This is a genomic window from Aestuariivivens marinum, assembly GCF_022662175.1.
Lineage (GTDB): Bacteria > Bacteroidota > Bacteroidia > Flavobacteriales > Flavobacteriaceae > Aestuariivivens > Aestuariivivens marinum.
The window spans coordinates 510,078-527,796 of sequence record NZ_JAKMCR010000001.1 but is presented as its reverse complement, the minus strand read 5'-3'; the positions used below and the strand labels follow the sequence as shown (position 1 = coordinate 527,796).

13 protein-coding genes are annotated in these 17,719 nt (G+C 36.4%); 2 read left to right on the top strand and 11 right to left on the bottom strand.

What is annotated here, in order from left to right:
* Window positions 1–9: 9 nt before the first annotated feature.
* From MR053_RS02200 to MR053_RS02190, 3 genes are all read right to left on the bottom strand, one after another.
* The gene (locus MR053_RS02200; protein WP_242130849.1) at window positions 10–1,260 is read right to left on the bottom strand and encodes an aspartate kinase; all 1,251 of its coding nucleotides are present in this window, start codon (window positions 1,258–1,260) and stop codon (window positions 10–12) included.
* A 63-nt stretch (window positions 1,261–1,323) separates the two neighbouring features.
* Complete coding sequence (locus MR053_RS02195; protein WP_242130848.1) at window positions 1,324–2,049, bottom strand: SMI1/KNR4 family protein; 726 nt, start codon at window positions 2,047–2,049, stop codon at window positions 1,324–1,326.
* A 55-nt stretch (window positions 2,050–2,104) separates the two neighbouring features.
* Window positions 2,105–2,584 (bottom strand): GNAT family N-acetyltransferase, encoded by a 480-nt coding sequence (locus MR053_RS02190; protein ID WP_242130847.1) that lies wholly within the window; start codon window positions 2,582–2,584, stop codon window positions 2,105–2,107.
* Window positions 2,585–2,704: 120 nt separating this feature from the next.
* Here MR053_RS02190 and fbp point away from each other — a divergent pair, with 120 nt between their 5' ends.
* Complete coding sequence (gene fbp, locus MR053_RS02185; protein WP_242130846.1) at window positions 2,705–3,715, top strand: class 1 fructose-bisphosphatase; 1,011 nt, start codon at window positions 2,705–2,707, stop codon at window positions 3,713–3,715.
* An 84-nt stretch (window positions 3,716–3,799) separates the two neighbouring features.
* On the opposite strand, the gene MR053_RS02180 is transcribed toward fbp, so the two are convergent.
* From MR053_RS02180 to gltB, 8 genes are all read right to left on the bottom strand, one after another.
* Entirely contained in the window at window positions 3,800–5,656 is a 1,857-nt protein-coding gene (locus MR053_RS02180) for a SulP family inorganic anion transporter (protein ID WP_242130845.1), read from the bottom strand.
* A 127-nt stretch (window positions 5,657–5,783) separates the two neighbouring features.
* On the bottom strand, window positions 5,784–6,449 hold the full coding sequence (locus tag MR053_RS02175; RefSeq protein ID WP_242130844.1) for a DUF2490 domain-containing protein: 666 nt from the start codon (window positions 6,447–6,449) through the stop codon (window positions 5,784–5,786).
* Window positions 6,450–6,473: 24 nt separating this feature from the next.
* Complete coding sequence (locus MR053_RS02170; protein ID WP_242130843.1) at window positions 6,474–7,103, bottom strand: carbonic anhydrase family protein; 630 nt, start codon at window positions 7,101–7,103, stop codon at window positions 6,474–6,476.
* Window positions 7,104–7,139: 36 nt separating this feature from the next.
* Window positions 7,140–7,952 carry a universal stress protein gene (locus MR053_RS02165; protein WP_242130842.1) on the bottom strand — a complete coding sequence of 271 codons (813 nt, stop codon included), beginning with the start codon at window positions 7,950–7,952 and terminating at the stop codon, window positions 7,140–7,142.
* Window positions 7,953–7,958: 6 nt separating this feature from the next.
* Window positions 7,959–9,551, bottom strand: a complete 1,593-nt coding sequence (locus MR053_RS02160; RefSeq protein ID WP_242130841.1) for a SulP family inorganic anion transporter — start codon at window positions 9,549–9,551, stop codon at window positions 7,959–7,961.
* Between the two features lie 87 nt (window positions 9,552–9,638).
* Complete coding sequence (locus tag MR053_RS02155) at window positions 9,639–9,935, bottom strand: hypothetical protein (protein WP_242130840.1); 297 nt, start codon at window positions 9,933–9,935, stop codon at window positions 9,639–9,641.
* 190 nt (window positions 9,936–10,125) lie between these two features.
* Entirely contained in the window at window positions 10,126–11,589 is a 1,464-nt protein-coding gene (locus tag MR053_RS02150) for a glutamate synthase subunit beta (RefSeq protein WP_242130839.1), read from the bottom strand.
* 4 nt (window positions 11,590–11,593) lie between these two features.
* Window positions 11,594–16,108 (bottom strand): glutamate synthase large subunit, encoded by a 4,515-nt coding sequence (gltB, locus tag MR053_RS02145; RefSeq protein ID WP_242130838.1) that lies wholly within the window; start codon window positions 16,106–16,108, stop codon window positions 11,594–11,596.
* 516 nt (window positions 16,109–16,624) lie between these two features.
* Here gltB and MR053_RS02140 point away from each other — a divergent pair.
* The gene (locus MR053_RS02140) at window positions 16,625–17,644 is read left to right on the top strand and encodes an outer membrane beta-barrel protein (RefSeq protein ID WP_223551305.1); all 1,020 of its coding nucleotides are present in this window, start codon (window positions 16,625–16,627) and stop codon (window positions 17,642–17,644) included.
* Window positions 17,645–17,719: the final 75 nt, after the last annotated feature.

Sequence of the window (17,719 nt, the reverse complement as noted above, 5' to 3'; positions counted from 1 at the left end):
TAAATAAAACTATTGGGTAACGACTTGAACAGTTTCTTGTGTTAATTGTTTTAATAATACCGTTTTACCAGTTTCGATTTGGAAAATGGCCTTATCATTATAGTGTCTAATGGTGTACAACGACACATTTTGGTGGCAAACCACTTTAAATTTAGCTTTTAATTGCAACAATAATTTGTCCAGATTATTATAAATGTTGTCCACGCATACTGAAAAACTAATAGCCGAATTTTGAATAACGTCCACCTTCATTTTATGCTGATGCAACAAGTTGAAAATATTACTTATGTTTTCTTCAACAATATATGAAAAGTCTAATGAGGACAAACTAATGAGCACTTGATTATTTTTAACGATAAAACAGGGTATCATGGGTTCTAAAACAATATCCTTACATATTTTTGTGCCGTTGGCTTTGGGGTTTAAAAATGATTTCACAAACAAAGGTATTTCCTTACGTTGTAAAGGCTGAAGGGTTTTAGGATGTATTACCGATGCACCATAAAAAGCCAGTTCTATGGCTTCGCGATAGGATATTTTGTTGAGTAATTTGGCATTTTCAAAATAGCGAGGATCTGCATTTAACACGCCCGGAACGTCTTTCCATATGGTTACACTTTTGGCGTTAAGGCAATAGGCAAAAATGGCGGCGGTATAATCGCTTCCTTCCCTGCCTAAACTGGTCGTAAAATTATTGGCATCGCTGCCTAAAAACCCTTGTGTAATGTTTAGCGTTGCTGTGTTTAGGTTTTGGCTTATTAAACGCTGCGTCGCTTCCCAATCAACATTGGCACGTCGGTAATAGGTGTCTGTTTTAATATAATTTCTAACATCTATCCAATTGTTTTTTATATTGACGCTGTTAAGGTATTCGCTTATTATGGTAGTAGAAATTAACTCACCATAACCAATAATCTGATCATAAACAAAATTATAATCGGGCGATTTGTTAGTGTATAAAAAAGTGTTTAATTCATTAAAAAGTGTACTAACGTTTTTAAATACTGAATGGTTCTCGTTGTCGAAAAGTTCTAAAAGGATTTCATTATGGTATTTTTTAACCTCTTGTAATGCACTTTGTAGCTGGGGCTTGTTGTTGAAATAGTTTTTAATGACCACTTCCAGCGCATTAGTGGTTTTTCCCATTGCCGAAACCACGACCAAGGTATTATCATAACCTATAGTTTGTAAAACATTAGCTAGGTTTTTTACACCGTTGGCATCTTTTACTGAAGCGCCTCCAAATTTGAATATTTGCATGTTGGGTTTTATTTGAAGTTATTAGTTAATGGTTATTAGTTATTAGGGCTGTCTTAACAATTTTCACTTTCCAAATAGTCTAGACAAAAAACCTTTTTTCTTATTCTTAATCATCCAAACCAAATCGTTTGGGTGTCTTTCAATAATTTGGTTGGCACCAAATTTCCCCCATGCAAATCCGTTATTATTTTGTCCATTCCTTAAGTCTGCAACTGTCCATTCAACTCCATCAAATTTGCCTAAAAAATCTTTAAATTCAGGGTTGTTAACAGCGAATACCTCTTTTGAAAAACAAAACTCATTATGATTCCAAATAGTCATTACTGTTTTGTCATGAACTTCATTAAGATGACATTTCGCAGGGTTTTCATAAAATTCAAGCAGATGCTGAAGGTAATCATTAAGATTTTGGGAGTGAATAACAAAAACAGCAGGATCATGACAAGCAAAAAACACTTTGCCAAGATTACCATTTTTATCCAAATCCAGAATCCAATAATTTCCAAATCCGTCATGTCCAAGTGTTATAGAGTACTTAGATAGCTCTAAAAAACCAAAATGACCAATTGAGTCAAAATAAACCATCTCTGGGCCATATCCGTCCCACCCTCTAGTTTCTTTTAGTACCTCTATTAACTCGTTGTCAATTTTTTGATTTGGAAAAAGCTCTTTTAGTTGTTCAATTTCTGAATTAGATACTCCCTCCTGAAATTCAAGTTGGTAATTTTCTCCATCTTCATCAGTAAAAGTTGATGATCTGAGTTTGTTTATAATTTCAAGATTTGTCATGTTTTTATCAAATAACCATTATAACTTAATAACCCAATAATTCAATTCTAAACGACTAAATATTATCAACATAATTTTTTATTGCAGTTTCATTTAAATGCACCACGTCCCATTCGCGCATCACATTAGCACCTTTGCTTTCATAGAACTTAATGGCCGGTTCGTTCCAATCCAACACTTCCCAGTTCACACGTTTAACACCTAGCTTATGGGCGTATTTTACAACTTCATTCAGCAGTGCTGTACCAAGTCCACTGCCACGCATGGATTCGCTTACTATTAAATCTTCCAAATGAATAGCCTTGCCTTTCCATGTGGAGTAACGATTATATATTAAGGCGATACCTTCTATTTTTGAGTTAATTTCGGCAACAAAACAATGAAATGCCGGAGCCTCACCAAAGCCATCATTTTGTAAATCTTCAACCGTTACCTCAACCGCATCGGGTTCTTTTTCAAAAACCGCTAATTCTTTTATCAGTTCCAGAACGGCAGACATGTCATCTTTTGTAGCGTCTCTTATTATATAGTCCATAATTGTTTTGAGATTTTTCAAATATAGTTTAAAGTTGATTATTTAAAGCCATGATTAGTTTACGAAAACGTTGTAGTTAGCTAAAATTTGTTGGATATTTGCAGCAAAAAATAACCACGTATGTCCTATAAAAAGCAGACTTTAGGTGAATTTATTATTGAAAACCAGACTTCTTTTAAATACTCCTCTGGGGAATTGTCCAGTTTACTCAATTCCATTCGTTTGGCGGCGAAAGTAGTAAATCACGAAGTCAATAAGGCTGGGTTGGTCGATATTATAGGTGATGTGGGCGATACTAATGTTCAAGGGGAAAACCAGCAAAAGCTGGATGTTTATGCGAATGAAAAGTTTATACAAACCCTTACCAAACGTAACATTGTTTGTGGTATAGCCAGCGAAGAGGAAGACGATTTTATAAGTATTAACAGTCAGGATGAAAACCACCAGAATAAATACGTTGTTTTAATTGATCCCTTGGATGGGTCTTCTAATATTGACGTTAATGTTTCAGTAGGGACTATCTTCTCCATTTACCGTCGTGTTACTCCCATTGGGACTCCTGTTGGACTTGATGATTTCCTTCAAAAAGGAAGTAAACAGGTAGCGGCAGGCTATGTGGTATATGGTACGTCTACCATGCTAGTTTATACTACTGGGAATGGTGTTAATGGGTTTACGCTTAACCCAGCAATAGGGACCTTTTACCTATCACATCCCAATATGCAGTTTCCTTTAGATGGTACTATTTATTCGGTTAATGAAGGGAACTACGTTCATTTTCCGCAAGGCATTAAGGATTATATCAAGTACTGCCAAAAGGAAGAAGGTGATAGGCCATATACATCGCGTTATATAGGATCTTTAGTATCCGATTTCCATAGGAATATGATAAAAGGGGGCATTTATTTATACCCACAGAGTTCTAACAATCCTAACGGGAAATTACGTTTACTATACGAGTGTAACCCTATGGCTTTTTTAGCCGAACAAGCTAATGGTAAGGCCAGTGATGGCTTTACCCGCATTTTGGATATTGAACCTACAGAGTTACATCAACGTGTGCCTTTTGTATGTGGGAGTAAAAACATGGTTGAAAAAGCAGAAGCGTTTATGGTGGGGCATAGAAATTAAACTTTTTGGTAAGTTTATAAACCACTTCGATAAACACATTTCCATAACCTTTTGGTAACTGAGATTATGAAATGAGTTTAATTATCATTCTTTCATATTGGCCTTAATCCACTTGGTACACTCCTTAAAATTGTCAAAAATATGCTCTTTGGGAATTAAATCGGGGATAATATCAATACGTTCCATCATATAACGTGGCTGCTTCAACACGTTGACCAAAAGTACAGTGATACCCGATTTTTCCAAATCAACCAAAACGTCTTCCAAAGCATACAAACCTGACTGATCAATATATTGCATGCGACCGGTTCTAATAATAACGGCTTTAGCATTATTAGGGATTTGTTTTGCCAGTTGTTGGAACTCACTGGTAGATCCAAAAAACAAAGGGCCTTTAATGTGTTTTATAAATACCTGCTCTTTTAAATTTTCAGGAAAATCGACTTCGTCTGCCCAAGCCTTTTCTTTTAGGGGCTCTACATCAGAGCGTTCGGCAGTTAAATCGCCTATCTTCTTCATAAACATTAACGAAGCAATGACCAAACCTATACCTACAGCGTATACTAGATTCCAGAAGGTTGAAAGTAATAAAACAGTAAGCATAATCAATACTTCAGAACTTAATTTTACACCTCCTAGGGTTATATCTCTAGGTAAGCTGGGGATGGCTTTTAAGCCTTTATAGTCCATAACGCCAATGCCTACAGTAATTAAAATACCTGCTAAAACAGCGGCAGGTATTTTAGAGGCCACAGGTCCTAAGCCCAGTAAAATAACGAGTAGCATAATGCCGGCAATCATTCCTGAAAGTTTAGTTTTTCCGCCAGAAGTAATATTTACAACAGTTCTAATGGTCGCCCCGGCACCTGGAATACCACCAAATACGGCAGCGATACTGTTGCCAATACCTTGACCTACCAATTCCTTATTGGGTTTGTGCTTGGTTTTGGTCATGTTGTCGGCTACAACACTGGTAAGCAACGAGTCGATGGCCCCAAGTAAGGCTAGGGTCAATGCCGTGAAAATGTAAGGAGTAAGGCTACTTAAGCTAAAGCTTGTAAAGATTTCCAAATTTGGTACTGGTAGTCCGCTTGGTATTTCTTCAATAGGTCTATAATTCAAACCGAATCCTACGGCAATACCCGACATGATCACTAAGGCAACAAGGGTGCTAGGTACTGCTTTAGTAATACGCTTAAAGCCATAAATGATAATAATGGTGCCAATGGCTAGTAAAAGCTCTAACCAATTAATATGTTCTAATGCCCGTGGCAATACTTTTATGGCTCCGTAAGCCCCAGAAGCATCTTTGGCTGCTAGGGTTTGTGATTCCTTTAAAATATCGGCATCGGTTATTTTTTCAGCACGGCTTATGGTTTCCTTAAAATTTTCTAACACTAAAATACCTTCACCAGCTTCTTCTTTTAGGATGTTTTCTAGAATTACTTCTTCAGCTTGAGGCTTAAATTGATTTACAAATTCTGAATCTTCTTTGGGATAATACCCTAAAGACGGTAAAATTTGGGTCAGCAAAATAATAACACCAATAGCGGTCATAAATCCAGAAACTACAGGATAGGGAATGTACCTAATGTATTTTCCCAGGCCTAAAACCCCAAGACCTATTTGCATTAGTCCCGCCAATAAAAACACAGTAAGTATAATGGGTAGGGCTTTATTAACATCACCGTCGTTAACCGCTATAATACTGGCAATAACCACCATGCTTACGGCTGTCATTGGTGCTGTTGGTCCCGATATTTGCGTATTGGTACCACCAAATAGGGCAGCAAAAAAACTAATAAATATAGCTCCGTATAACCCTGCCGTGGGACCTAAACCAGATGACACCCCAAAAGCCAATGCCAAAGGCAATGCAACAATACCTGCCGTAATACCTCCAAAAGCATCTCCTTTAATATTTGAAAACAAATTCTTCATAGTTGTAGTCTTTTATTTCTACTAATTTACTTTTTTTTAGCACAAAACAAAAAAGTAAGTATAAAGCCTAAAACTATAAGGAGTGTTTAAGATGTTTTATTCTATTGGTTTTTTAAAAGTGGTTTGATTAGAAATTGACAAAAGTGATAATGTTTAGTTGGTCTCTTCCAGAATTCTCAAAAAATTGGTTCATGTAACCTAACTCTACTTTTACGGCATCTGAAAATTTATACCCCAAACCACCGTACAAACGATTTCTATCAAAAACCGAAGATTTTGAGTTTAGGAAAATCTCATTATAAGCTGAAAAATATAACGGGTTTTTACCCGACTCTTTATATTGTAAAGGCACGTTAATCCCTAAGAAGTACCGAAAGCGTAATTTAAAATCTGATTCCACAAAACGTTGCTCAAATCGGTAACGGTGATTTAATTTGACCTGGCCAACAGATTGCTTAGTAATAAACTGCTGGAATATTCTATGCTCGTTGATGGATATTTTATCATCTTCATTAAAATAATTTTCAGATAAGATATAACCATAACCTAACAGGATATTATTTTTGTTTTCGTTAAAACTATACCCTAATCCAGTACGTAATAACAATTGCTCTAAATCACCAATGGCGTTATAATTTCTATATTGGACTTCGTTATGGATGTTCCATTTGTTATTAAGCTTTTTGTTCCCAATATAAATTAACCAATTACCAAAATTACTTTCTTGACCCTGTATGTAGACTAATGGCATTAACATAAAGGTTAATGCCATTAGTATTATTTTCTTTTTCATAAAATTTTCTCCCAACAACGGTTTTTATTCATAAAATGTAACAGCGCCTGTTGCTATGTCGTACATAGCACCAATAATTTTAATTTCTCCATTCTGTTCCATTTCAGCCAAAATAGGACTTTCTTTACGAATTCTTTCTATAGTGAGGTGTACGTTTTTTTCAGATACGCTATCTACAAAATCTAGATTGGAAGAATTTCTTTGACTTTCATTTTTTGGTTCTTCAACAGCATTAACGGCTGGTTCTATCTTTTGAATAAGCTTGGTTAAATTACCCATTTCGGCATGGTCGCAAGCTCCTTTTATAGCGCCACAGCTAGTGTGACCCAGTACCACAATTAACTTAGTTCCAGCTAGTTTGCATGCAAATTCCATACTGCCTAAAATATCTTCGTTAACAAAGTTTCCGGCAATTCTTACACTAAAAATATCACCAAGTCCTTGGTCGAACACCAACTCTGCTGATACCCTCGAATCTATACAGCTTAAAATGGTAGCAAAAGGAAATTGTCCCTCACTAGTATCGTTTACTTGTTCTAAAAGGTTTCTATTGGCTTTAAGATTATTTTGAAATCTTACATTTCCCTCCTTTAGGAACTGTAATGATTTTTCTGGTGTCATTGTGGCCTGTGTTTCTCTTGTATGTGCTTTCATAATTTATTTTTAATTAATGTTCTTTGATTGGAGTGTTTAATTAACCCCCGATAATAATAATGAAATATCTAGATTATTGATAATTTGGTTTATGTCCGACCCTTTTAGCGTTGTCTTTGTTTTTGCTTTTTGGGACGCTCTATTTAAGCAAAGTAAGTTAACATTATTTTTCAAAATATAATTTGAAAGATTTTTAACCGAATTATCATTATGTTCAAAAATATATTCCTCTACATCTTTAGAAAAGGGTTTTGGCCTTTCTTTTAAGGGATGGTTTGGTTTAATCATTTGAAAAGCCTTTAAAGGGCTGTTGGTACAATCCATTAATTCTTTCTCAAAATCAAACTTAAGCGAACCTTCAAAATTATTTAACAGACCAATGTTCAATGCTTTATTTGGTTCAAAGAGATTTTCTTCAGAAGAAATTATAACGGTACCTTTAAAATGTTTCAACACGAAAGGTGTAATAGAATCCCCGGACAATTGTGTTCGCCTTGGTTTTCTTTTACCAAGAACAATAACGTCTGGTTTGTACTCATTAATATAATGCCTTATTTCATCTTTCACATTGCCATAAGATAAAGTATGGCTTATTTCGATACCATGTTTTTTAGAAATAGGTGTAATATTTCTTAATATTACTTTTTTCGTATTAAGGTATTCTTGGTTCATGGTGCGCATGGCCGATAATTGGTTGTCGCTTTTTATAACACCGGAAGGTTCTTTTACGCACAAGATCTCGACCGAGGCGTTGATTATTTTCGCCAGTGACACCGAATTGTTTAGCATCGTATTTACAGGACTTTTAAAGTCTGTAAGCACTGCTATTTTGTATTTATTTGTTTTCATGACGTTTTAATTTAAGCCTAAACTCGATTTAGGTCGTTCTTTAAAAAATTGAACAAAACTAGGCGGGTTTTCTACTACTCCACGTTTAGAAACAAGATTAATGTCAATGTTGCGCTCTTTGGCCTTTATGGCAAAGTCTTCTAAAATTTCGATAATGTCGTTATCCAAGTATCGCGTTTTAATAAGATTGAGCTCTAAGTATGTATCCCTTGGTAAGCTATCCAATTCCTTTAAAATAGCTCCTTTATTGAAAAAGGTTACTTCTTCGGCTAGGGTCATTTTTATTTTATGCTTACCATTACTCTTATCTTCTATATGAAGGAAATGCGAATTTTGGTAACTTTTTAGAAGGATGACAACTACACCAACAGCCAAGCCCAAACCAATACCCCATAGTAAATCAATAAATACGATACCGAGCACTGTAATAGTAAATGGAACGGATTGCTTCCAGCCTAAATCATACATTTGTTTAAATAGCTTTGGTTTAGCAAGCTTATATCCCACTACAAACAAAATAGCTGCCAACACAGACAAGGGGATCATATTTAATAATGTAGGAATTAATACCACAGAGATTAGCAATAAAATTCCATGTATTATAGTTGATGATTTTGAAACACCTCCCGATTGAATGTTTGCAGAACTCCTTACGATTACCTGAGTTATGGGCAAGCCTCCAATTAATCCCGAAATAATGTTACCCGTACCTTGCGCCAATAACTCCCTGTTTGTTGGAGTAACATTTTTGTGAGGGTCTAATTTATCTGTAGCCTCTACACACAACAAGGTTTCCAAACTTGCCACTAATGCAATGGTAAATGCTATAACCCACACATCTGGATTAGTAATAACTCCAAAATTAGGAAAGTTAAATTGCGCTAAAAAGGAACTGGCATCTTCTGGTACCGGAACATTTACCAAATGTGATTGTGATATAGATAAAGTACTATGCGATTGGGTTAATGAAAAAAAGATAATACCGACAATAACAGCAACCAAAGGGCCTTGTATTAATTGAAAAATTTTGGCTTTTTTAGATAAGACCTTATCCCAAAGAATTAAAATAGCTAGACTAACAATACCAATAATCAAAGATCCCAAAATGATATTGTCGGTAATGTGTAATAAGGAAGAAAATGTGTTTTCACTTGAAGTCTGAAAAAACCCATCCTTTCCGTCAGGACCGGCATCATATCCAAAAAAGTGGGGTATTTGTTTTAAAATAATAATAATACCAATACCCGTAAGCATGCCTTTAATTACCGATGACGGAAAATAATAACCGATAATACCAGCTTTTAACACGCCAAAAATGAGTTGTATAATCCCCCCCAATACTACGGCAACTAGAAAATTTTGATACCCTCCAAGGGTGCCAATAGCCGTTAAAACAATAGCAGCCAAACCGGCTGCGGGGCCACTAACCCCAATTTTGGAGCCACTTAGACTGCCAACAACAATACCTCCAATAATTCCTGCAATTAATCCTGAAAAAAGTGGTGCACCACTCGCCAATGCTATACCCAAGCATAAAGGTAGTGCAACAAAAAATACGACTATACTCGCTGGTAAGTCATTTTTAATAGTTCTAAACATGTAATAAAAAGTTAATTTAAATTGAATAAATAAAAAGATAACAACCTGATTCCGCTTTGGAATAGATTGTATTTAAAACAAGATAAACTAACCAAGGTCTGGAGGAGGAGAGATAAGGTTTAAATGAGGTTTAGCATACGTTTTAAAAAAATATGCCAAGTTGTTTTCCGATTCGTCCAAACACAAGTCAGACTCAAATAAATTGGCCGAAGAAAAAAGAATTTCTATGTTTTTGTCTTTTTCACTGCCTTTTTCCTCTTCTTCAGCTAAAGAGTAAAAAATAGAAATGTCAACAGCGTCATCTAGGATAGTAATGATTGATGGAGCCATAATAAAGCCCATAAATATTACTATGAAAAATGTTGCTATTGTGTTTTTGGACATTTTTAAAATTTGAAAAGCAAATATACTATTTAGCTTCTTTAAAATTGTTAACAGAAATTTAAAAATAAAAAATATCATTCAGAACGGACCTAATTACTTGCAATAAATGAAGAATCTTTATACTAAAAACAAAAAAGGTTCTTCAAGCTGCCCTTTTGTCCAATTCTGAATGAAACTAAGATGTACAAATCTATAAGGCTACTAAATCACCACTAGCATCTTTAGTGGTTAAATCCGATTTACCCATAAGGTAAATATCCACTTGTCTGGCGGCTTCACGACCTTCTGAAATCGCCCAAACAATCAGCGATTGTCCACGACGCATATCACCAGCTGTAAATATATTCGGGATATTGGTTTGATATTTGCCATATTCTGCTTTATAATTAGAACGAGCATCCCTTTCAATACCTAATTTATCGGCCAATGTGCTTTCCGGTCCAGTAAAACCAAGAGCCAATAAAGCCAAATTACAAGGCCATATTTTTTCGGTGCCTTCAATTTCTATTAGTTGGGGACGTTCACCAGAAACCATTTTCCATTCAACATTTACTGTTTTAAGAGCGGTTAGTTTCCCATTTTTATCTGTAATAAATTCTTTGGTGTTTATTAGCCAGTTACGTTCAACACCTTCTTCGTGTGAGGACGATGTTTTTAACTGCAAGGGCCAAAATGGCCAAGGTGTTGTAGGCGAACGATGACCTGGAGGTTTTGGCATAATCTCGAAATTGGTCACCGATTTGGCCCCTTGACGGTTTGAGGTTCCAATACAGTCTGACCCAGTGTCACCTCCACCAATAACAATTACATCTTTTCCGGTAGCTAGCACCTGGTCTTTTACCTCTTTACCAAACAATACTTTGGTTTGTTGGGTTAAAAAATCCATGGCCTGTACTACGCCATCAGCATCAATTCCTGGTGTTGGTAAACTGCGTCTTTCTGTAGCACCACCACATAAAACCACAGCATCAAATGCTTTGAGTTCTTCAACATCGTAATTAACCCCAACATTTACATTGGTCTTAAAGGTAATGCCTTCAGCTTTTAAAATGTCTAAGCGACGGTCTATAATTTCCTTTTCCATTTTAAAATTGGGGATACCATATCTCAGTAGTCCTCCAATTTCATCGTCGCGCTCAAATACAGTTACAGTATGTCCTGCTCGGTTTAATTGTTGTGCAGCTGCTAAACCTGCAGGGCCAGAACCTACTACGGCAATGGTTTTTCCCGTTCTTGTTTTTGGTGGTTGAGGTTTAATCCAGCCTTCTTTAAAGGCGCGTTCTACGATGTTTTTTTCAATATTTTCAATAGATACAGGATCTTCTATAAGACCTAGTACACATGATTTTTCACAGGGTGCTGGGCACAAACGCCCTGTAAATTCTGGAAAGTTGTTGGTTGAATGTAATATCCAAGAGGCTTTTTGCCACTCACCTTGATGGACCATGTGGTTAAAATCAGGAATTAAATTTCCTAACGGACAACCACTGTGGCAAAAAGGAATGCCACAGTCCATACAACGTGATCCCTGTTTGGTCAATTCGGGTTCACTTAACGGAATCGTAAATTCTTTATAGTTTTTTACACGATCCTTTACAGGTTCGTTTTGCTCATCTTGTCTTTCAAATTCTTTAAATCCTGTTACTTTTCCCATGACACTATGCTATTGTTAATTCTTCAACCATTGGTTCTTCTGTCTCAATGCGCTTTAAAGCGACTTTATATTCTTTAGGCATCACCTTAACGAATTTTGGTAAGTAATCTTGCCAGTTGGCTAGGATTGCTGAACCTTTTTCGCTATTAGTATAAGCTACATGCTTTTCAATAAGGTTTTTTAATTCGGTTTCATCTTCATTGTTGATCGGGTCAAAGTCAATCGTTTCTTCATTGCAAAGCCCTTTAGTGAATTGACCGCTTTCATTTAACACATAAGCATAGCCACCACTCATACCAGCAGCAAAGTTTCGTCCTGTTTTGCCCAGTACAACAACTTTTCCTCCTGTCATATATTCACAACAATGGTCTCCAACGCCTTCAACAACAGCGGTTGCTCCAGAGTTTCGTACTGCAAAACGTTCACCTGCAATACCATTAATGTAAGCTTGGCCTTCTATGGCACCAAATAGGCACACATTACCAACAATAATGTTCTCATCAGCAACAAAAGTGGCCTTAGCCGGTTTCTTCACAATAATTTTAGCTCCAGACAATCCTTTTCCTAGATAGTCATTCGTATTGCCTTCTAATTTAAAGGTTAATCCGTTTGCACCGAAGGCTCCAAAACTCTGACCTGCAGATCCAGTATAATTAACATTAAGCGTATCCTCAGGTAAACCTAAATGACCATAAATCTTGGAAATTTCGTTGCTGATTATGGCACCAACAGTACGGTCGGTATTTTTAATTTTATAATTAAGTGCGGTTTTCTCTTTTCTATAAATGGCTTTATGGGAATCCTTTAATATTTTAAAGTCTAATACACCATCTAAATTATGATCTTGTTGTTCAGTGTTTCTTACTGGTAATTGACTATAAACAGCGGGCCTGTGTAGAATATTTGTTAAATCCAATCCTTTGGCCTTATAATGTTTTATAGCTTTATTGGCGTTTATCTTGTGGGTTTGTCCTACCATTTCCGCTAAGGTTCTAAAACCTAATTGCGCCATGATGCCTCTTAATTCCTCGGCTACATAATAGAAGAAATTAATAACATGTTCAGGTGTGCCTTTAAAGTTTTTACGTAATTCTTTATCTTGTGTAGCCACACCAACAGGACACGTATTCAAATGGCATTTACGCATCATAATACAACCTGAAGCGACTAGTGGTGCTGTAGCAAAACCAAACTCTTCTGCGCCTAAAAGGGCAGCAATGGCTACATCGCGACCTGTTTTTAACTGACCATCGCATTCTACAACAATTCGACTTCTTAGTTTATTTAAAACAAGGGTTTGCTGTGCTTCAGACAGGCCAAGTTCCCATGGCAACCCTGCATGTTTTAATGACGTTAAAGGAGATGCACCCGTACCACCATCATAACCAGAGATAAGTACTACATCGGCTTTGGCTTTGGCTACCCCGGCAGCAATGGTACCTACACCAACTTCGGAAACTAACTTCACATTGATTCTAGCATCGCGATTGGCATTTTTTAAATCGAAAATTAATTGTGCCAAATCTTCGATGGAATAGATATCATGGTGTGGTGGTGGTGAAATCAATCCTACAAAAGGTGTTGAGTTACGTGCGGCTGCAATCCAAGGCAATACTTTTTCACCTGGTAACTGGCCACCCTCACCAGGCTTGGCGCCTTGAGCCATTTTAATTTGAATTTCCTTAGCATTGGTTAGGTAATGCGAAGTAACGCCAAAACGACCTGAAGCCACTTGCTTTATGGCAGAGTTACGATTATCGCCATTGGCATCTAAGCGAAAACGTTTTCTGTCTTCACCACCTTCACCAGAATTGGATTTTCCGCCAATACGGTTCATGGCAATAGCTAGGTTTTCGTGGGCTTCTCTTGAAATGGAACCGTAGGACATGGCACCGGTTTTAAAACGCTTAACGATTTCGGTCCAAGGCTCTACTTCTTCAATTGGAATAGGGTTTAAATTGTCGAACTCAAATAAACCTCTAATGGTCATTAAATTCTCAGACTGTTCGTTAACTGCCTTAGCATAGGTATCGTAACTTTTTTGGTCATTTAGTCTAACCGCCTGCTGTAGCTTGGCTACTGTGGTTGGATTGAACATGTGACGTTCACCGTTTCGTCTCCACCTATAATCACCACCTATGTTAAGCCCTAAACGTTTATCAATATAGTTGTCCGGATAGGCATATTTATAACGTTCATTAATTTCCTTTTCAATTTCGTAAAGACCAATGCCCTCAATCCTCGATGCGGTATAAGGGAAATATTTTTCAACAAATTGGGAATTGAAACCAACAATTTCGAATATTTGTGAACCTCTGTACGAATGTAACGTTGAGATACCTATTTTATTCATAATCTTCAATAAACCCTTACCAATTGCTTTATTGAAATTCCCTACAGCTTTATCTTCATCTATACCGGTAATGAAGCCTTCTTTTACCTGCATTCTAATGATTTCGTTTACCATGTATGGGTTTATGGCACTTGCACCATAGCCAAAAAGGGTGGCAAAATGATGAGGTTCACGTGGTTCTGCAGATTCTATGATGATATCGAAATAAGAGCGCTTGCGAAGTCTGTTTAATTGATGGTTTACATATGAGCAAGCCAGTAAAGCAGGTATTGGAGCAAAATCTTTGTTGACACCTCTATCGGATAGGATGATAATATTGGTCTTTCTGTCCAGTGCTTTTTCAACTTGTTTAATAATATCTTCCAACGCATCTTCAAGGCCATTTAATCCTTGAGCTTTAGGGTAAAGCATATGAATGGTCTCAGCTTTGAAGCTTTCAATTTGAATGGTCCTAATTTTTTCTAAATCGGCATTTGAAATCACTGGGTTTTGAATACGAAGCTTTCTACATTGTCGCTCAGTAATACTGAAGATATTTCGGTCTTTACCCAGATTTAGGCTAATATCGGTAACAATTTCCTCGCGGATACCGTCCAGTGGAGGGTTGGTAACCTGTGCGAACAATTGTTTAAAGTAATTTGAAATCAACTGAGGTCTATCCGATAAAACAGCCAAAGGCGTATCTGTACCCATAGAGCCCAAGGCTTCTTTTGCATTAACTGCCATGGGGGTGATAATCTCCTGAATATCTTCAAAAGTATAGTTAAATAAACGCTGTCGTGTTTTAATGTCGATGGTTTCAATAGGGCATGTTTCGTTAGTATAAGGTACATCTCTTAAATGTAACCTTGTTTTGTCCAACCATTCTTTATAGGGTCTTTCGGAAACAATTTTATTCTTTATCTCTTCATCATCAACAATACGTCCTTCGTTCATGTCTACTAAAAACATTTTGCCAGGTTCTAATCTGCCGTGTTTTTCAATATCGCTTGGGTCGAGATTAACAACACCAACTTCGGAAGACATGATTAATTTACCGCTTTTGGTAAGTGTATAACGAGAAGGTCTTAAGCCATTTCTGTCCAATAAAGCACCTATATAATCACCGTCTGTGAATGGCACTGAAGCTGGGCCATCCCAAGGCTCCATGATACAGCAATTATATTCATAGAATGCCTTTTTTTCAGGCGACATTGTTTTATGTTTTTCCCATGCTTCGGGAATCATCATCATCATAATTTCAGGTAGTGATCTATCGGTATGCGTGAGTAGTTCCACAACCATATCCATGGAAGCCGAATCGGACTTACCCGGTAAGATAATAGGGAATAATTTATCGATTTGGGGACCAAACACCTCACTTTTCATTATTTCCTCACGTACGCGCATTCTACTTACATTGCCACGAAGGGTATTTATTTCTCCATTTTGGCACATAAATCGGAATGGCTGTGCCAATTCCCAGGTAGGCATGGTGTTAGTGGAGAAACGTTGGTGTACCAAAGCCAATCGTGTTACCAAATCCTTTTCTTGTAAATCGGTATAATAGGGACCAATATCTTCGGGCATGATGATGCCCTTATATATTATGGTTGTGTTAGATAAACTTGGTACATAGAAATAGCCGCTTTGTGAAATTTTGGATTGCCTAATAACATGTTCGGTAATTTTTCTAGCGGCATAAAGTTTTGCCTTAAAAACAGATTCGTTGTAATCTTCTGCTTTGCCAATAAATACCTGTTCTATGGTAGGTTCAGAAGCAAGAGCAATCTCACCTAATTGAGTGGGGTCTACAGGGACTTTTCTCCAGCCAAGGATTTCTAGACCTTGTGCCTGTATTTCTTTTTCGAAAGTATTCTTACAGTATTGGTATTGGTTTGCTATTTTAGGCAAAAATACCATCCCAACAGCATATTCTCTTGGATTTGGAATATTGAAATCGCAAACACGCTTAAAATAATCGTGGGGAATATCAATTAACAAACCAGCGCCATCACCTGTTTTTCCATCGGCACTAACACCACCACGATGTTCCAGTTTTACTAGGATTTCCAGAGCGTCATGTATAATTTGATTTGTTTTTTCTCCTTTAAGGTTACAGATAAAACCAGCACCACAATTTTCGTGTTCGAATTCTGGGGAATAGAGCCCTTGTTTATTCAGCATAATCAACAAAATTTGGTTTAAAAACTTGAGTTGGAAAAGCTAAGATAGAGACTAGGTCTGGAAAACCAATGGAGGCTATTTCATTATTCCGATTTTAGGAACTTAGGGAATATAAAAATAAGCATATAACAATTATATCGGTAATTTTTAATAAAAATTCAATATGTAAAATTTAGCAATAAAAACAAAAACATGAATTATTGATAACAAATACTGAGAAATCCAAAAATAATAGCTGTAAAAAAGTATAAAAGCTAACAATAATTCAATGATTCGAATTGTTAAAAACTCAAAAAAACACAATATTGAAATTATACCCATAAAAAAATAAGGGTTAAAATGTAATATTGACAAAAATTATTATTACACCCCTATTTTTTTGGGGGGTAAAATATTTTTAACATAGTTTTACATCGTCTTAAGGGAATTTTAGGTCTAAACTTATTTAAAAAATTAACTCAAAACTAAAATCAATTTTCAGACCTAAGAGATTAATAACTTAAAATGAAAACTATTATGAAAAAATGTATTACAGTTTCAATGCTTTTTATGGCAACAGTATTATTTGCACAAGAAGAAACAAAAGAAAAGAAATTATCGATTAGCGGTAGTGTTGATGCCTATTATAGAGCAAACCTAACTGCACCGAATGATGAGAATGCCATTGCACCAGGCTCTTCATTTGCTAATTTATCTGGTTTTTCACTAGGTATGGCCAACGTTATTGCGAGTTATGAGGGCGAAAAAGTAGGTTTTGTTGCCGATTTGGTATTTGGGCCCAGAGGGACCGATGCTATTTTTGCTTCTCCAATGTATTCGGCTACTGGGAATATTATAAATCAATTGTACGCTTATTGGAATGTGAGTGAGTCTGTCACATTAACCATGGGTAACTTTAATACCTTTTTAGGATATGAAGTTATTTCTCCAACAGGCAATTTTAACTATAGTACTTCGTACTTATTCTCTTATGGGCCATTTTCGCATACAGGGTTAAAGGCAGATTTTGATCTTGGCAATGATTTTAGCTTAATGCTAGGAGTGATGAACGATACCGATTTAACCGAATTTAATCCAACGGGCGATTATGCCTTTGGTGCGCAATTGGGGTATTCTGGGCAATACTTAAATGTATTGTTGGATCCTTCTTTCTTTGAAATTGATTTTACTGGTGGATTTGATATCTCAGATTCTTTCTACCTAGGGATAAATGCAGCCCATTTAAGCCTAGAGGATGATGCTGGAGGATTTACTGGAGTAGCATTATACCCTCAGTTAGCAACATCCGATACTTTTACCATTGGACTAAGAGGAGAATATTTTGTTGAGGATAAGGATTTTGGAGCTATTGGTACAGGGGTAGAAGATTCCAGTGTCTTTGCTTTAACTCTTACAGGAAGCTTGGCAGTTGACGATTTAACCATTAAGCCAGAATTTAGATTAGATAATGCATCAGATGATGCGTTTATAGATAATGATTTAGCTGCAACCAAGAGTTTAGGTTCTTTTGTGTTGGCCGCCATCTATTCGTTCTAAGAATAAAAATAAAGCATTGTTAAAATAGTTAGCAATGCTTTACAAATATAAATGTCTAACCATAAAACATGCTTA